Consider the following 15083-nt stretch of genomic DNA (forward strand, 5'->3'; position numbering starts at 1 on the left):
TCTACACTGATAATAAATGGCCATCAGACGGACCGACTTTGAGGCAGTCCGTCTGATTGATTTTTTAGTTCTTCAGTTTCTTGGCAACGATTTCTGCGACCAGCGCCAGCGAAATGGCACCCGCGTCCGGATGACCGATGCTCTTTTCGGCCAGTGGCCTTGCGCGACCGAGTTTCGGAGCAAGCGGCGCCGTTGCTTCAGCAGCTGACTTGGCTGCGTCTGCAGCTTCACTCCATGCGTCGACCAGCGGTTTTCCAGATACAAATGCGCTTTCGAGCGTTTCAACGAAAGGTACAAACGCATCCACCAGCGTCTTGTCACCGGGTTTCGCACGACCAAGGGTCATCACTGCATCAAGCGCGCGCCTACCACCACGCACGACCGCACCATCGTCGACAGCGCCATCATCGGAAAGCTCTGCGCTCCATGAACGCAACAGAAGTCCCCATAGTGCTCCGGATGTCCCTCCAGCACGATCTGCCCAGGCATCGCCCGCAACAGCCAGCACGCTTGCTGTCCCGGCTCCGGCCTCGACGGCTTGGTCGGCTGCCCCCTTCGCTGCTGCAGAGCCACGCCGCATGCCCTGCCCGTGATCCCCGTCGCCCGCAAAGGCATCGATGCGGCCGAGTTCTTCCTCGGCTTCGACCAGCGCGTCAGCAACAGCGTGCAGAATGCCTTGAATACAGGCACCACCCGCGCGCCCAGCCTCATCCGCCTGAGCAAAATCGGGTGCGGCATCCTCATCCGTGACAACCTCAGTCGCAGGCTCGGCGGCAATGGCTTCCCCTCGACGCAGAACCGGCGTATCACAAGCAGCCGTCCAGTAGCGCTCGAGTTCGTCGTCAAGCCACAGAAGGGTCAGCGAACAGCCCTGCATGTCGAGGCTCGTAACAAACTCACCTGCCTCTGGCGCAACCACATCGAGACCGGATTTTTCCAGAAGTGATGCAACAGCCGTCCAGAGGACGAACAATTCCTCGTATTTCGTCGCACCTAGACCGTTCAGGATAACGCCAACCCTCTGCATTCCCTTTGGACGTTCTGCCAGAAGCTTTTCCACCAGCAGGCTTGCCAAACCGGAAGCAGGCAGGATTGCTTCTTCCTTGATCCCCGGTTCGCCGTGGATACCTAGGCCGAGAGCCATCTGGCCTTCCGGGACGGTAAAGAGCGGATGCGGCGCACCCGGCAGCGTGCAGCCTTTGAAGGCAACCCCGAAGGACACAGTGTTTGCATTGGCGTGACGTGACAGCCGTTCAACTTCGTCCAGTGACAGACCGGCTTCGGCAGCCGCGCCCGCAATCTTGAACACAACCAGATCGCCCGCAATTCCGCGCCGCTTCTCATGCATATCCGCCGAAGCACTGGCTACGTCGTCGGTTACGGGTACTATGCGGACGTCGATGCCCTCGGCGCGCAGGCGTTCGGCGGCCACACCAAAATTGAGGACGTCCCCGGCATAATTGCCAAAGCCCAGCAGGATACCGCCACCCTTGTGCGCCTGTCGGCAGACACGTGCCACCGCTGCCGTGGAAGGCGAAGCAAATACGTCACCGGCAACGGCTGCATCCGCAAGGCCCGGCCCTACATATCCGGCAAATGCCGGGTAGTGACCAGAGCCGCCTCCGACGACCACAGCAACCTTGCCTTGAGGCACCATGGAGGAACGAACAACTCCGCCGCGCACGTGGCGCACATAACGGTTATAGATACTGGCAAACCCTGCAAGAGCGGTGGAGGCAAACTCCTCCGGCGCATCGAAAATCGTCGTCATTGAAACAGTCCTTGGTCTGGGTCATTAGCCGCGTGGCAGGATGCGGCGCAGATAGTCACGATTTGTAGCCGAAACGGAAAGCCCGTCGCCACCATAATGTTCGCATAGAAATGGGCTAGCGAAACCGTGATCCAGCGCCATACGGATAGCTGCACGATAATTGATAATCCCGCTTTCAAGCGGAGCTGGATGCGTGATTATCACACCGGAGGCCGGGTCTTCTGTACGGGTGTAGTTCTTGACGTGCCAGAATTTTGCGTAAGGTGCCACCTTCTCCATCATCTTCTGCCAGTGCTCGACCGGACGGTGCAGACGAATGAGATTACCCAGATCAGCGTTGATACCAACATTGTCGAGCGCCACCTCCTCCACAAAACGGACAGAACTGTCCGCAGTGCCAAGATAAGTGTCCTCATACATTTCAAGCGACAGCTCTATACCGAGCTCTTCCGCATGGCGACCGAGTTCACGAATTCGTTCAACAGCCTTGTTCCAGACAGCCGGATCGTCCGGGTTCTTCGCCCCATCGACTGTCCAGAACCAAAGCGCCTGTTTCTGTGCATCCGTCAGAGGTTCAAAAAGCCCGAAGGAAACGCAGCTTGCACCTATCTCCTTTGCTGCGTCGATAACCCTGTGCCCGTAGGCCAGATATTCGTCGCCACTTTGCGCGTCGATCACGCTGCGGCGCGAGGTTGAAATTGCAGGAATCGTAAAGCCGAGAGACTTGACCACCGCCATGAATTCACCGCGACGAGCGAGTGACAAATCAGCCAGCCGCAACCAGCTGTCAGTCGGGTCAAGCTCTGTAAAGCCTGCATCCGCGACATCAGCCAGGGTGCACGCCCAATCCTCAGCTGACTGTTCCTGTACCGAGCTGCCATTCGGCAGGATATTTGGATACTGGATCATCGCTGCTGCAATAGGCCAGGTTTCGCGCGTCCATTTGGAAGTCGTCTCTTTCAACTTGCGTTCCAGTTCTTTTGCTTGATCCGTCGACATCAGGCGACCTTGCCATTGCCGGAGGAGATTTCGGGCTTCCGACTACGCAGCTTGCCAATGACCCAGAAGATAGCGGGTGAAGCAAGCAGGAAGACCCCGAGTGTCATCAGCGAAGCAACCAGACCATTCGACCAGAATATCGAAAGCTCACCGCCGGACATCATCATCGACTGACGGAATGCATCCTCTGCCTTGTCTCCGAGAACCATGGCGAGAACCAACGGCGCCAGCGGATAATCGAGTTTCTTGAAGATATAGCCAAGCACGCCGAATGCGATCACCAGCCAAACGTCGACTATCGAATTGGCGACCTGATAAGCGCCGGAAAAAATAACCGCTACAATGATCGGCCCGATAATCGAGAACGGCACGCGCAGGATCGACGCGTAAAGCGGCACGGTTGCAATCACCAGAATGACGGCGACGATGTTGCCAAGATACATGGAGGCAATCAGGCCCCAGACAAAATCCGGACGATCCGTGAACAATGTCGGGCCGGGGGTGAGGCCCCAGATCATCAGCCCACCCATCATTACGGCAGCTGTTGCCGAACCTGGTACACCAAGTGCAAGCATGGGCAGCAGCGCGGATGTACCGGCAGAGTGGTCGGCAGTTTCCGGCGCCACGATACCGCGCGGGTCGCCCTTGCCGAATTTCGATTTGTCGCGGGCAGAGCGACGAGCCACGCCATAACTCATAAAGGATGCAGCAGTTGGGCCGGCCGGCGTTATCCCCATCCAGATCCCGATAAGTGTAGAACGGGCGAGTGTGAACCAGTAGCGCGGCATTTCCAGAAGCGTGCGACCAATTTCACCGAGACGCACACGTGCCTTGATACCGTCGAACCGAAGCCCCTCCTCCGTCGTCAACAGCAATTCGCCGATCCCGAACAGGCCCATCACTGCGATCAGAAAGGAGATCCCCTTGATGAGTTCAGGTATGTCGAACGTCAAACGCAGATTGCCGGAGATCGTATCCATACCGACCGAAGCAAAGGCAAAACCGATCATCATCGAAACGAGAGTCTTGAAGGGTGATTGAGCCCCCATGGATATGAAGCTGGCGAAGGCCAGAAAATAAACGGCGAAGTATTCAGGTGACGAAAACCGCAGGGCGAAATTGGCGACCCAGCTCGAAAGCAAGGTAATCATCACCACACCGGCCAATGCGCCGATGCCAGCCGAAACGAATGCGAGCGTCAATGCACGGCTCGCATGTCCAGCCTTCGCCATTGGATATCCATCGAAGGTGGTGGCAACGGATGAAGGCTCACCCGGAATATTGAACAGAATGGACGTCGTTGATCCGCCGAACAGCGCGCCCCAATACATGCAGGACAGCAAAATAATTGCGGAGATGGGGTCCATCGTAAACGTCAGTGGCAAAAGCAGGGACACGCCGTTTGGCGCTCCCAATCCAGGCAGGACACCAACCAGAATTCCAAGCGTCACACCCAGCATCATCAGCAGAACGTGATTGAAGCTGAGTATGTGGGCGAAGCCATCCATCAGGAGACTGAAGTTTTCCATGTCTTTCCTCCAAAGACATCGGACCTTCCGGTATCAATAGATCCCGAAGAAAGCCTCGACCGGACCTTTAAGGAGCGGAACCTTGAAGCCGATTTCAAAAATGACGAAAAAGAAGAGGGAAACGGCAATACCGGCTGGCAGGGAAGCCCACCACTTATAGCGTCCCTGAAACATCATCGCTCCTGCGATGTAGAGTGCAGTGCCGACATAAAGTCCCAGAACCGTCGATATGGCAGCGAAGCCGACCAGCGGCAAGGCGAAGCCAAGAACCGGTTTCAGCCGGGAGACCTCGACGAAAACTTCACCGCTACCGCGATGTTTTACAAATGCCGCAACGAAATTGAAGGCACTTCCGAACATAATCAGCAGCCCGATGTAGAACGGGAAATAGCCGGCATCGGGGCCCATTTCCGTCCAACCCGTGCCAGCCTGTTGCGAGCCGTAACAAACCGCAGCCCCCAGCGCGCCCGTAAGGAGAGCAACGCCCGCCTCGACGATGAAGCGGGAAACGCCGCCTTCACCTTTCTCACTCATGGGATGAGCTCCTTCGATGAATGGTGCAGACGCCATCGGCGTCCGCACAAATACACAAAACGTCAGTTGGCAAGCCAGCCTTCACGCTTCAGCACAGCCGTTACCGCTGTTTCATCGTTCTTGATAAAGGAAGAAAGATCAGTACCGCTCATATAGGCGGCGGATTGCGAACTATCGGCGAGATACTTCGCCCATTCCGGCGTCTCGGCAACCTTCTTGAGTATGCCTGCATAGTAGTCGACGACTTCCTGATCGACCCCTGCCGGAAGCCATACCGTGCGCGGCATGGAGTAATTTTCGATAGCGATGCCTGCTTCCTTGCAGGTTGGAATGTCACTCCACCCCATATCGCCGACAATCTTACCTTCGCCCTTGAGCTTCTGGCCCTTGAAGACGCATAGTGGTTTCACCATACCTGCCTGCCATTGACCGAGATTCTCACTCGGATTGTTGACATTAGCCGCGATATGCTCGCCCGCGAGCTGGACGGCAGCTTCACCACCGCTCTTGAACGGGATATAGCCGAGCGTCGAACCTGTGGCATCATTGATCATCGATGTCAGAATCTGGTCAACGTCCTTGGACTGACTGCCGCCAACCTTCATGCTCGCGTCGTCCTTGGCCTTGGCGACAAACTCGGCAGCGGTCTTGAAGTCGGATTTTCCGTTGACCCAAAGAATGAATTCGTCCGAGGCAAGCGCCGAAACGGGAACCAAGTCTGCCGATTTGTAGGGAACCTTGGCACGAACTGGCAAAAGATAAGCGTTGTTGGTCCCGAAAGCGAGCTTGTAGGGATCGCCCTCGTAGCCAGCAGTATAGACAAAGCCTTCTGCCCCGCCTGCACTTCCCTTATTTGTAACGACGATCGGGGCACTCATCAGGTCATACTTGCCGATGATGGACTGAATCGTGCGTGCGAATATATCCGTGCCGCCTCCCGGCCCGGCGGTTACGACGAATTCCACAGGCCGCGTTGGTTCGAATGCCTGCGCAGACGATGCTATGACTGCCACTCCTGCCGCGAGGCAAGCAATGTGCAAAGACTTCTTCATGGTCTATCCTCCCAGTTAAGCGGCACAGGCCTCCCCCCATGCCGATAGTGTTAAAATGTCGAAAATCAGGCCGCGTCTGAAAGTGCCGCTGCTCTTTTCGCCATTCGTGCCGCAAGCAGGATCGCTTCGCGCGTGGCTCCCACGTCGGCGACACCCTTCCCGGCAATATCATAGGCTGTTCCGTGGGCAGGCGTGCAAAGTGGGAACGGCAATCCACCCATCATCGTTACCCCTTTGTCGAAGCCCATCAGCTTCATCGCGATCTGACCTTGATCGTGATACATGGTCAGTACTGCCTGAAAGCCATCCTTCAGAGCACGCAAGAACACCGTATCAGCCGGGAACGGCCCATCCACATCGAACCCTTTAGCCTTGGCTGCCTTAACGGCAGGTTCGATGATGTCGATTTCTTCCGTGCCGAAACTGCCGCCATCGCCGGCATGTGGATTGAGCCCGGCCACAGCAATCTTCGGGTTGTCGTATCCCGCCTTCTTCAGGCATGCCCAGGCCAGCTCCAGCTCGGCAAGGATTCCTTCAACAGTCAGAGTCGAGGCCACATCCTTGAGCGGAATATGCGACGTCACACGCGCATTCCAGACTTTCTCCAGAACGTTAAACTCACGCACCTTGCCAGTGAAATTCAGCACATCAGCAACAAAGCGGATTTCATCGTCGTAACCAGGATAGGCAAACCGCATGGCTTGTTTGTTAAACGGAGTAAAACAAACAGCCTGTGCGTGACCTGCAGCGGCAAATTTCAGCGCTGTGCGGAAGTTTTGGGTCGCAAACGTCCCGCCCACCAGCGTAGCTTCACCGCGCACAACGTCCTTCGGGTCGAGATTCTTCAAGTCAACGAAGACATGCTTGCCGACCGGCAAACTCGGCGCCTTTTCGAGGCTGGCGTCCTGCAGATCAAGCTCGACACCTGCGATGCGCGCGCCCTGATCCAGAATGCGGCGATCGCCAAAGACGATAAGATGCGCCTCTTCTCTGACCTCCGGCAAACCGAGAAGACGCGCCGTCAGCTCCGGACTGACACCGGCCGGATCCCCCATTGCAAGCGCAATCACGCTCGGTTCAGCGCCAGTAACGGTCATTAGCATCCTCCTCGTCTGCATTCTGTATGCAGCATGCATATGCCAGTCTTTTGACTCGTGCAAGCATTTTGTATTCTGTATGCAGCATTTTATATTGACGACTGAGAGCAGGCCAGCCATCTTCGCCAAAGTTGGTGAGATGAGGATTCGAACCCACTCTTTGAGAAAAAGGTCGATGGACGAAATTCAGAAAACCGGGCAAGCCGACAACGGCTCACAAGCGTTCCGCCGCACGGCCTTGCACGACATGCTGGTCAACCATCTGCGCGACATGATTATTGAAGGGCAGCTGGAACCTGGCACGCGCCTGCATGAAGGCCAGCTCGGAGAACAACTCGGCGTGTCCCGGACACCGCTGCGTGAGGCGATCAAGTATCTGGCCAGCGAAGGTCTGGTCGAGCTTGTTCCAAGCCGCGGCGCGGTTGTCAAACGTTTCAGCGCCGCCGACGTGAAAGACATGCTCACCGTCCTGCGCACGCTGGAGGAGCTTGCTGGAAAGCTCGCCTGCGAGCTGGCGACCGACAAGGAGATCGCTGAGGTGCGTGCGCTGCACGACGAAATGATCGAACGCTATAATCATGCTGACCGCCTCCAGTATTATAAGCTCAATCAGCAGATTCATCTGGCCATTGTCCGCCTTGCAAAAAACCCCACGCTGGCTGACATTCACCAGATGCTGCAGACACGATTGAAACGTATCCGTTTCGTCGGCCACGAAGGTGCGGAGAAATGGGCGGCAGCTGTATCCGAGCATGAAGAAATGATTCTGGCCTTGGAAGCTCGCGATGCAACGCGGCTTTCCGAGGTACTGGGGCGCCATTTGACGAAGGCCTGGGAGCGCGTACGCGACTCGATGTAGAGACTGTCTGCCGGATAATTTTGTCTGCAACAGCTTTAAGCAGATTACTGTTTGATCGAAAACACCGAATGAGGTCTACCTCAATCGAGCCGGATCGCGTTATACATCGAGATGGGATCACTTTTGCTTATCTGATGCAGCGGTACAGACTATGGAACTGAAATGGCTTGAAGATTTCATCAGTCTCGCTGAACACAGGAGCTATTCCCGCGCTGCGGGAGACCGCTACATTACGCAATCTGCTCTCAGCAAACGCATCAAACAGCTTGAGGATTGGGTTGGCCTGCCCTTGGTCGACCGTTCGTCAAACCCCATAGGCCTGACAAAGGCCGGAGAATGCTTCCTTCCCCGAGCACAGGATGCTCTCGAAATGCTGCTCGGTGCTCGCAAGAGCGTTAGCGATGGCTATAGTGCCACCTGGGAAATTATTTCTTTTGCAACCCTCAACACACTATCGCTTACATTCTTCCCGCATTGGATGGCGCAGATCGAAGCGTCCGGCGCTTCTTTTCGCGCACGTTTTGCCGATCCTCACTCATCGTTCGTCGGTAATATTTCGACGCTCGTCAGCGGGCATTGCGACTTCTTCCTGACCTATGCGCATCCTGCCGTTCCCCAGATGGATGATCTTGGCAACTACCCCTTTCTGGCATTGGGGACAGAGAGGGTCATTCCAGTATCCGCTCCTACGCCAAATGGGAACGCCCTGCACAGCCTCAAGGATAAATCGCTGCCGACGGCCTTCCTCAGTTATCGCGGTAATTCGTTCTTTTCTCTTGCCCTGCCTTGGTTGTTCGAAAAACATGGCTTTCAGTTAAGCACAGTTTACGAAAACGGAATGTCGGTGGCACTCAAGGCAATGGCGGTCTCCGGACACGGCGTGGCATGGATACCCGAAAGCCTCGTCGACGATGAAATGAAGCGCGGAGTGCTTGTCCGTGCTGGCGAACCGGACACTGATCTGTTGATTGAAATCCGCGTTTACCGAACACCCCAATTCAGGAACAAACAGGCTGAGCTCTTCTGGCGTCGTGCCTCACAACTGGTTTCCCAGAAAAACGGACACAACGCCGGAAACCTCACTCAAGAACCGAGTTAGAACAGGTCACGACCGAGGGAAAAGTCCAACAATTGCATTCAGATTGGCTGCACCATCAAGGTCGTACAAATCCGAATAGATCTGATCTGTCTTCGGAACCGCCGAACAACAATCAAGAAATTTTCGCGTCCGATCACCTGCACCAAAAGGCTGTTGCAGGGTACCGACCGCGAAGCTGCGCGATGCGCGCAACACTCGTCCGTCCTTCAGTGTAACAGTGGCAACATGGGGCAGCTTTTCCGCAGACGCCCGTTCTTCCTCTAGCGAATAGCTGCGCATATTAACGACACCAAGCAGCGGATCATCCTTGAAGGCAGTAACAGTCTGCGGCGTGAAATCCGCAAGTGCGAGATATCCCTGCCGCAGGGTGCGTGCTACGCAATACTGCATGGAGAAGCGGGCCTGCATCTGGTCCGTCGGTTGCGTATAGGCAAGATTCCGGTAATTCGCGATCCCGACCAATGTGTCTATCGCGACCACATCTTCGGCAGCGAACCCGTGTTCTGCCTGAAGATCAAGCAATCCATCGATGATCATATGCGTGGAACCACAGCAGGGATGTCGTTTGGGCATGACACCTGCCGTTTCGATCACATGCGGTCTGTCGGCAAGAATATCTTCTATGTTCCAGCCAAGGCGCGGGTCACCCGCAAACAGTTCGCGAATACCCTGTTCACCTTCCAGAATATCGTGTCGTGCCTTCATTCCGACTTTTGCAAGCAAGGCGGCTTCTACCGCATTGCGCGCCGCCATGCCTGCATGAAACGGCTTGATCAGCGTGCCGAACTGGCCCTTGGTGCCGGATGCAGAACTGGCAGCGATCGTGATGGCCTGAGCCGTCGCCAAAATGTCGAGACCAAGCATATGGGCCGTGGCGACAGCCGTGCCGATACTGCCCACCGTGGAGGTTCCATGCCAGCCGGCTGTATAATGGGCTTGTCCCAATCCCTCGCCTACCAGCGCCTGTGCCTGCAGGCCCGCAAGATAAGCGTCGACAAGATAAGCGCCTGCGGTTTTATCCAGATCGGCAAGCGCCGTGATTGCGGGCACGATCACTGCCGAGGCATGGCTCATGCCCGGCAAGAAATTATCGTCGAAATCGAGCGCATGCGCCGCAGTACCGTTGACCAGCGCCGCGAGCATCGGGCTGCCTGCGCCGCCCGTAATCAAAAGGGCGCTTCCGCCGGTGTTGAATTCGGCAAAGGCCGCCGCCACGCTTTGCGTGCTGTCATCCTCGCTGCCTGCCACCATGCAGGCCAACGTATCCAAAATTGCGTCTCTGGCCAGTTCACGCGCATTCTCGCTCAACACTGGCTTTAGACATGCCAAAGCAATCGCGGTTGCGACTGTCATCTCGTCTCGCTGCATAGCTTCACCCTTGAAATGCGTCGAGAATGAGCTTCAGGAGACGTCCGAACTTGTGCCGGTTCAGTTGGCGTCCAGCGATGTCCGTGTCCACGCGATGCACGATCACCATGTCGAGCGCTGGCAGCACAATGCAGAAATGTCCACCTGCACCGAAACCTGCATAGCTGCCTTTCGGGGTCACCACGCCGGGAAAAAACACACCGTCGCGCTCCAGCCACCACATGTAGCCATACGCGCCGCGCGCGCCCGCATGGGAATAAGGCATGACGCATTCCTGCGCCCAGCCTTCCGGCAATATGGCTTCACCATTCCAGCGGCCATCGCGCAGATAAAGCTGGCTAAAACGCGCCAGATCACGGGTCGAAAGGCGAAACGGATAGGCGGCATGACGACTTTCTGTAAAACGATCATGCCAGCCGTCCGGCTCGTCCCCGTAAAGTGAGAAATCCTCAAATCCGAGTGGCTTTGCAATACGCTCGTCGAAAGACTGGTGCACGGTCTTGCCCGTCAACTGTTCAAAGATCGTGCCAAGCGCATTGAAATCCCAATTGTTGTAACACCAGAAGGTGCCGGGCGCGTGGGAATGACGCTTTTCCTTGATCATTCGCATCCATGGCGTCTCGTACCCCGCTGGATGGTAGATGCCAGAACGGGCGGTCAGGAGATCATAGACCGTCGCCTGTTTCTCCACTTCGCTCAAGCCTTCATTGTCATCAATGCCAAGCTGCTCCAACGTCAGGCTGAGATCAATGGTGCCATCGGCCACATCCTGCCCCATCAGCGCAGCAAGAATACTCTTGCGGATGGAGTGGCAGAGGTATTTGTGCGTGATGTCGCCATATGTATGGACGATCTTGTTGCCCTGAACGATCATCAGCGCATCGGTTTCCTGGCTGTCGGCACAAGCGTCGACGGCGCCAAGCCCAGCTTCCGACCAACCCGCCGCGGCGGGGCTCTTCAAACGTTCCCATTCCTGTCCCGGATTGGCCACCGAATGATAGTTCATACTCGTATTTCCTTAGACTGATTATGTGCAACAGCTTCCACGCTGGCATGCAGGAACTCCTGCGTATATTCGGCTTTGGCGCGCGAATGGCGCAGATCGTCCGCCGTCAATTCTTCCAGAATAATGCCTTTGTGCATGACCCCGACGCACTCGCAGATATGCGCCACCACAGCGAGGTCGTGCGAAACCATGAGGTATGTGAGATTTCGCTCGCGGCGCAACACCTTGAGCAGATTGAGAATTTCCGCCTGCACGGAAACATCGAGCGCGGATGTCGGCTCATCCAGAAGCAGCACGTCCGGTTCGATGATAAGTGCACGGGCTATGGCGACACGCTGCCGCTGGCCTCCGGACAATTCATGCGGATAGCGATAGAGGAAGCCCGGACCGAGCCCCACCGCTTGCAATACGTCGCGAATGCGCTCGTCCTTTCGGTCCATGCCGTGAATGGCAAGCGATTCCGCCAACACCTTGTGCACCTGCTTGCGTGGGTGCAGCGAGGCATATGGGTCTTGAAACACCATCTGCACGCGACGGAAAAATGCTTTATCGCGTTCGCCCCCCATCTTCTGTCCGTCAAAGATGAAGTCGCCTTGATAATGCGGGATGAGACCGGCAAGAGCGCGCAGGATTGTCGATTTGCCGCAACCGGATTCACCAATCAGACCATAGGCCGCACCGCGTTCGATATGAAACTTCACCTTCCTGACGACGGTGGCACGCTTGCGTCCCTTGCCGAAGCTGATGGAAAGGTCGGAAACATCCACGAATGGAGAATTCGCTGCATGTATCATGAATTTCCTCCCACCAGCGTCGGTTCGGTCAGCCAGCTTTTGTCCCGTTCCGGCACCTTCAGCATATCGACCGGATGGTCGAGCCGCGGAAGGCTGGCCAGCAGAGCCTGCGTATAGGGGTGGCGCGCCTTGTGCAGCTCCTTCGCCGGCAGATCTTCCATGATACGCCCCGCATACATGACCAGCACCCGGTCGCAGAAGTCCGCCACCAGATTGAGATCATGGCTGATGAACATCAGCCCGGTGCCTGAACGGCTGACCAGTTCGTCAAGTATGGTTAGAACCTGACGCCGCACGGTCACATCGAGCGCGGAGGTCGGTTCGTCGGCGATAATCATGTCAGGTTCAGGGATCAGCATCATGGCGATCATCACGCGCTGGCCCATGCCACCCGAAATTTCGTGCGGAAACAGACGCATGACACGCTCCGGATCGCGAATATGCACGGCCTCCAGCATAGCAAGTGTCTTCTGTCGCGCTTCTGCCGATTTCACACGATGGTGCAGACGGTAGGCTTCCATGATCTGATCGCCGATACGGATCAGCGGGTTGAGCGAATATTTCGGGTCCTGAAGGATCATCGAGATACGGTTGCCGCGCACGCTGCGCATCTGGCGTTCGCCGGCTGACAACAGGTCAATTTCGCCGAAACGCAGGGCCTTGGCACGGATCTGTGCCGTCTTTGGCGTGAGCTTGAGAATCGAACGCCCGGTCATCGATTTGCCGGAGCCGGATTCGCCCACGATGCCGACTTTCTCGCGCCCGATGGAAAAGCTGATGCCGCGAACGACATCGATATTGCGATCGGCACCGGGAAACGACACCCACAGATCATCGACTTCTAGCAATGGTTTTGTCATTGATCTTATCCGTTTCTAGGGTCGAGGACATCGCGCAAGCCGTCGCCAAACAGGTTGAATGCAAGGCTCGCAAGCAGGATTGCGGTACCGGGCACAGCGGCAAGCCACCAAGAGGTCATCATAAATTCGCGACCACTGGACAACATCGCACCCCATTCAGGGCTTGGCGGCTGTGCACCAAGGCCGAGAAAGCCGAGGCCCGCAGCGGTGAGGATGATCGACGACATGTTGAGTGTGATGCGGATCACTACCGAGGGAATGCACATGGGAACGACGTGCTTCGCAATCACCCGCATAGTGGAAGCCCCTTGCAGGCGAATGGCGGCCACATAATCCGACGAGCGAATGGTCAATGTTTCCGCGCGGGCGAGACGCGCGATCGGCGGCCATGCGGCGAGTGAAATGGCGATGACGGCATTTTCGATACCCGGCCCGAGTGCTGCGGCAAAGGACAGCGCAAGCACGAGACTGGGAAAGGCGAGGAAGATGTCGACAATGCGCATCAGCGCCATATCGACCCAGCCGCCCATATAGCCCGCAGTAGTACCGACGATAAGGCCGATAGGTGCGGCGATGACGGCGGTCAGCGTTACGATGTAGAGGGTGATGCGCGAACCATAGACAAGGCGACTGAAAATATCGCGACCCAGTTCGTCCGTACCGAAGAAATGGTCCCATGACGGCGGTTGAAGCCGGTTGGCGAGATTGTTGGCGCCGATATCGTGTGTTGCGATCAGGGGAGCGAAAATCGCTACCAGAACCAGAAGGACGATGACCGCGAGACCAAAGACGGCGGACGTGTTGGCCATCAGCTTGAACCAGGAACGGCGCAGCTGCTGTATATTGGCCTGAAAGGCAGAAGTGGGTACGGGAGCGGTCAGCCAGGCCCGCAGGGAACCGGAAGTTTGCGCCGGCGACGTGCTGGTGTGCGTGTTCATCGGCAGTTTCCTATCGTGTGCGGGGATCGAAGACGCGATACAGAAGGTCGCTGATCAGGTTGATACCGACGAACAGAATGCCGACGATAAGCGTGCAGCCGACCACTGCGTTCATGTCACCAGCCAGAAGTGCATTGGTGAGGTAACGCCCGAAACCCGGCCATGCGAACACCGTCTCGGTCAGCACCGCGCCTTCCAGCAGGAAAGCATAGGAGAGCGCCACGACCGTCACGACCTGAACCGCAACATTGCGGAAGGCATGGCCCCAGACAGTACGCGCCCAGGACAATCCCTTGACGCGTGCAGTGATAATATACTCCTGATTGAGTTGCTCGATCATGAAACCGCGCGTCATGCGGCTGATATAGGCCATCGAGCCGAATGCAAGGATCAGCGCGGGCATGATGATATGGCTTACGGCGTTCCCAAAAGCATCCCACTGGCCCTGCATCGCGCTGTCGAGAAGCAGGAAGCCGGTCGTCGGCTCGACTGAGTATTCATAAATGAAATCTATCCGACCTGGCCCGCCGATCCAGCCCAGCGTGGCATAAAAAATCAGCAGCGCCATCAAGCCGAGCCAGAAATTCGGCGTGGAATAGCCGAGCAGGCTGACCATGCGCACGGCATGATCCAGAGGAGAATTGCGGTACATGGCAGAGAAAACACCGAGCGGAATACCCAGCGCGGTTCCGATGACGATAGCTACAGTCGCCAGTTCGATGGTAGCCGGGAAGACGCGCGCAATATCTTCCAGTACCGGACGGCCGGAAGTCAGTGCGTTGCCGAAATCGAACATCAGCGCGTTCTTGAGATAAAGGCCGTATTGCACGATCAATGGCTGGTCGAGCCCCAGCTTTCTGTACATCGTGTCATAAGCTTCCTGGGACACATTATCGCCCAGCATGGCGATGACCGGATCCAGCGGCAAAAGGCGACTGATGAAAAAGGTCAGCGTGATCAGTCCCAGAAGCGTAATTGCCACTGAAACGACCAAACGCGCGGTGGCGGCGAGAAACTGAAGTACGGGTCCGGCCTCCCGATCGTGGTCCGCCGCCTCCACGTCTTCAATGATTTCGTGCGTCGTCATCTGCAAATTCCCGAAAGAGAAAAACGGGATGCCGGGTCGGGATCGCGAAGCGAACCACAGGCGACCATGCGGTCATCCATCGAAACGGTG

14 protein-coding genes are annotated in these 15083 nt (G+C 56.6%); 2 read left to right on the plus strand and 12 right to left on the minus strand.

All coding sequences use genetic code 11. From position 1 onward, the window contains the following. Positions 1–64: 64 nt before the first annotated feature. From CQZ93_RS22250 to CQZ93_RS22275, 6 genes are all read right to left on the minus strand, one after another. Positions 65–1771, minus strand: coding sequence for a dihydroxyacetone kinase family protein (locus tag CQZ93_RS22250; RefSeq protein ID WP_105544705.1), 1707 nt, complete (start codon positions 1769–1771; stop codon positions 65–67). Positions 1772–1795: 24 nt separating this feature from the next. Next, positions 1796–2770 carry a sugar phosphate isomerase/epimerase family protein gene (locus CQZ93_RS22255; protein ID WP_181153449.1) on the minus strand — a complete coding sequence of 325 codons (975 nt, stop codon included), beginning with the start codon at positions 2768–2770 and terminating at the stop codon, positions 1796–1798. Next, positions 2770–4299 carry a tripartite tricarboxylate transporter permease gene (locus tag CQZ93_RS22260; RefSeq protein WP_105544706.1) on the minus strand — a complete coding sequence of 510 codons (1530 nt, stop codon included), beginning with the start codon at positions 4297–4299 and terminating at the stop codon, positions 2770–2772. Before CQZ93_RS22260 ends, CQZ93_RS22255 begins: the two co-directional genes overlap by 1 nt. A 33-nt stretch (positions 4300–4332) precedes the next feature. Further along, a complete protein-coding gene (locus CQZ93_RS22265) occupies positions 4333–4833 on the minus strand; it encodes a tripartite tricarboxylate transporter TctB family protein (protein ID WP_105545264.1) in 501 nt (166 codons plus the stop codon). Between the two features lie 62 nt (positions 4834–4895). Continuing rightward, positions 4896–5885 carry a Bug family tripartite tricarboxylate transporter substrate binding protein gene (locus tag CQZ93_RS22270; protein WP_105544707.1) on the minus strand — a complete coding sequence of 330 codons (990 nt, stop codon included), beginning with the start codon at positions 5883–5885 and terminating at the stop codon, positions 4896–4898. A gap of 65 nt (positions 5886–5950) precedes the next feature. Then, positions 5951–6982 carry a 4-hydroxythreonine-4-phosphate dehydrogenase PdxA gene (locus CQZ93_RS22275; protein ID WP_105544708.1) on the minus strand — a complete coding sequence of 344 codons (1032 nt, stop codon included), beginning with the start codon at positions 6980–6982 and terminating at the stop codon, positions 5951–5953. 175 nt (positions 6983–7157) lie between these two features. On the opposite strand from CQZ93_RS22275, the gene CQZ93_RS22280 reads away from it, so the two are divergent. Both CQZ93_RS22280 and CQZ93_RS22285 read left to right on the plus strand, forming a co-directional pair. Next, positions 7158–7841 carry a GntR family transcriptional regulator gene (locus CQZ93_RS22280; protein WP_105544709.1) on the plus strand — a complete coding sequence of 228 codons (684 nt, stop codon included), beginning with the start codon at positions 7158–7160 and terminating at the stop codon, positions 7839–7841. 151 nt (positions 7842–7992) lie between these two features. Next, entirely contained in the window at positions 7993–8940 is a 948-nt protein-coding gene (locus tag CQZ93_RS22285) for a LysR family transcriptional regulator (protein ID WP_105544710.1), read from the plus strand. A 6-nt stretch (positions 8941–8946) separates the two neighbouring features. Here CQZ93_RS22285 and CQZ93_RS22290 read toward each other — a convergent pair whose 3' ends face one another. From CQZ93_RS22290 to CQZ93_RS22315, 6 genes are read right to left on the minus strand one after another with little or no spacing between them, the layout of a single operon-like run. After that, the gene (locus tag CQZ93_RS22290) at positions 8947–10293 is read right to left on the minus strand and encodes an MmgE/PrpD family protein (protein ID WP_286154238.1); all 1347 of its coding nucleotides are present in this window, start codon (positions 10291–10293) and stop codon (positions 8947–8949) included. Between the two features lie 19 nt (positions 10294–10312). Next, a complete protein-coding gene (locus CQZ93_RS22295) occupies positions 10313–11314 on the minus strand; it encodes a serine hydrolase domain-containing protein (RefSeq protein WP_105544712.1) in 1002 nt (333 codons plus the stop codon). Continuing rightward, positions 11311–12108, minus strand: coding sequence for an ABC transporter ATP-binding protein (locus tag CQZ93_RS22300; RefSeq protein ID WP_105544713.1), 798 nt, complete (start codon positions 12106–12108; stop codon positions 11311–11313). The genes CQZ93_RS22295 and CQZ93_RS22300 overlap by 4 nt, the downstream gene beginning before the upstream one ends. After that, complete coding sequence (locus CQZ93_RS22305; protein ID WP_105544714.1) at positions 12105–12968, minus strand: ABC transporter ATP-binding protein; 864 nt, start codon at positions 12966–12968, stop codon at positions 12105–12107. The genes CQZ93_RS22300 and CQZ93_RS22305 overlap by 4 nt, the downstream gene beginning before the upstream one ends. 5 nt (positions 12969–12973) lie before the next feature. Then, a complete protein-coding gene (nikC, locus tag CQZ93_RS22310) occupies positions 12974–13906 on the minus strand; it encodes a nickel transporter permease (protein WP_105544715.1) in 933 nt (310 codons plus the stop codon). Positions 13907–13916: 10 nt separating this feature from the next. Beyond that, positions 13917–14993: an ABC transporter permease gene (locus CQZ93_RS22315; RefSeq protein WP_105544716.1), complete on the minus strand. Its 1077-nt coding sequence runs from the start codon at positions 14991–14993 to the stop codon at positions 13917–13919. Positions 14994–15083 lie beyond the last annotated feature (90 nt).

It is taken from the genome of Ochrobactrum vermis, from assembly GCF_002975205.1.
GTDB lineage: Bacteria > Pseudomonadota > Alphaproteobacteria > Rhizobiales > Rhizobiaceae > Brucella > Brucella vermis.

Excerpts from the sequence above, each read along its gene's own strand:
- CQZ93_RS22250 (WP_105544705.1), bottom strand. The coding sequence starts at position 1,771 with ATGACGACGATTTTCGATGCGCCGGAGGAGTTTGCCTCCACCGCTCTT.
- CQZ93_RS22255 (WP_181153449.1), bottom strand. The coding sequence starts at position 2,770 with ATGTCGACGGATCAAGCAAAAGAACTGGAACGCAAGTTGAAAGAGACG.
- CQZ93_RS22260 (WP_105544706.1), bottom strand. The coding sequence starts at position 4,299 with ATGGAAAACTTCAGTCTCCTGATGGATGGCTTCGCCCACATACTCAGC.
- CQZ93_RS22265 (WP_105545264.1), bottom strand. The coding sequence starts at position 4,833 with ATGAGTGAGAAAGGTGAAGGCGGCGTTTCCCGCTTCATCGTCGAGGCG.
- CQZ93_RS22270 (WP_105544707.1), bottom strand. The coding sequence starts at position 5,885 with ATGAAGAAGTCTTTGCACATTGCTTGCCTCGCGGCAGGAGTGGCAGTC.
- CQZ93_RS22275 (WP_105544708.1), bottom strand. The coding sequence starts at position 6,982 with ATGACCGTTACTGGCGCTGAACCGAGCGTGATTGCGCTTGCAATGGGG.
- CQZ93_RS22280 (WP_105544709.1), top strand. The coding sequence starts at position 7,158 with ATGGACGAAATTCAGAAAACCGGGCAAGCCGACAACGGCTCACAAGCG.
- CQZ93_RS22285 (WP_105544710.1), top strand. The coding sequence starts at position 7,993 with ATGGAACTGAAATGGCTTGAAGATTTCATCAGTCTCGCTGAACACAGG.
- CQZ93_RS22290 (WP_286154238.1), bottom strand. The coding sequence starts at position 10,293 with ATGACAGTCGCAACCGCGATTGCTTTGGCATGTCTAAAGCCAGTGTTG.
- CQZ93_RS22295 (WP_105544712.1), bottom strand. The coding sequence starts at position 11,314 with ATGAACTATCATTCGGTGGCCAATCCGGGACAGGAATGGGAACGTTTG.
- CQZ93_RS22300 (WP_105544713.1), bottom strand. The coding sequence starts at position 12,108 with ATGATACATGCAGCGAATTCTCCATTCGTGGATGTTTCCGACCTTTCC.
- CQZ93_RS22305 (WP_105544714.1), bottom strand. The coding sequence starts at position 12,968 with ATGACAAAACCATTGCTAGAAGTCGATGATCTGTGGGTGTCGTTTCCC.
- nikC (WP_105544715.1), bottom strand. The coding sequence starts at position 13,906 with ATGAACACGCACACCAGCACGTCGCCGGCGCAAACTTCCGGTTCCCTG.
- CQZ93_RS22315 (WP_105544716.1), bottom strand. The coding sequence starts at position 14,993 with ATGACGACGCACGAAATCATTGAAGACGTGGAGGCGGCGGACCACGAT.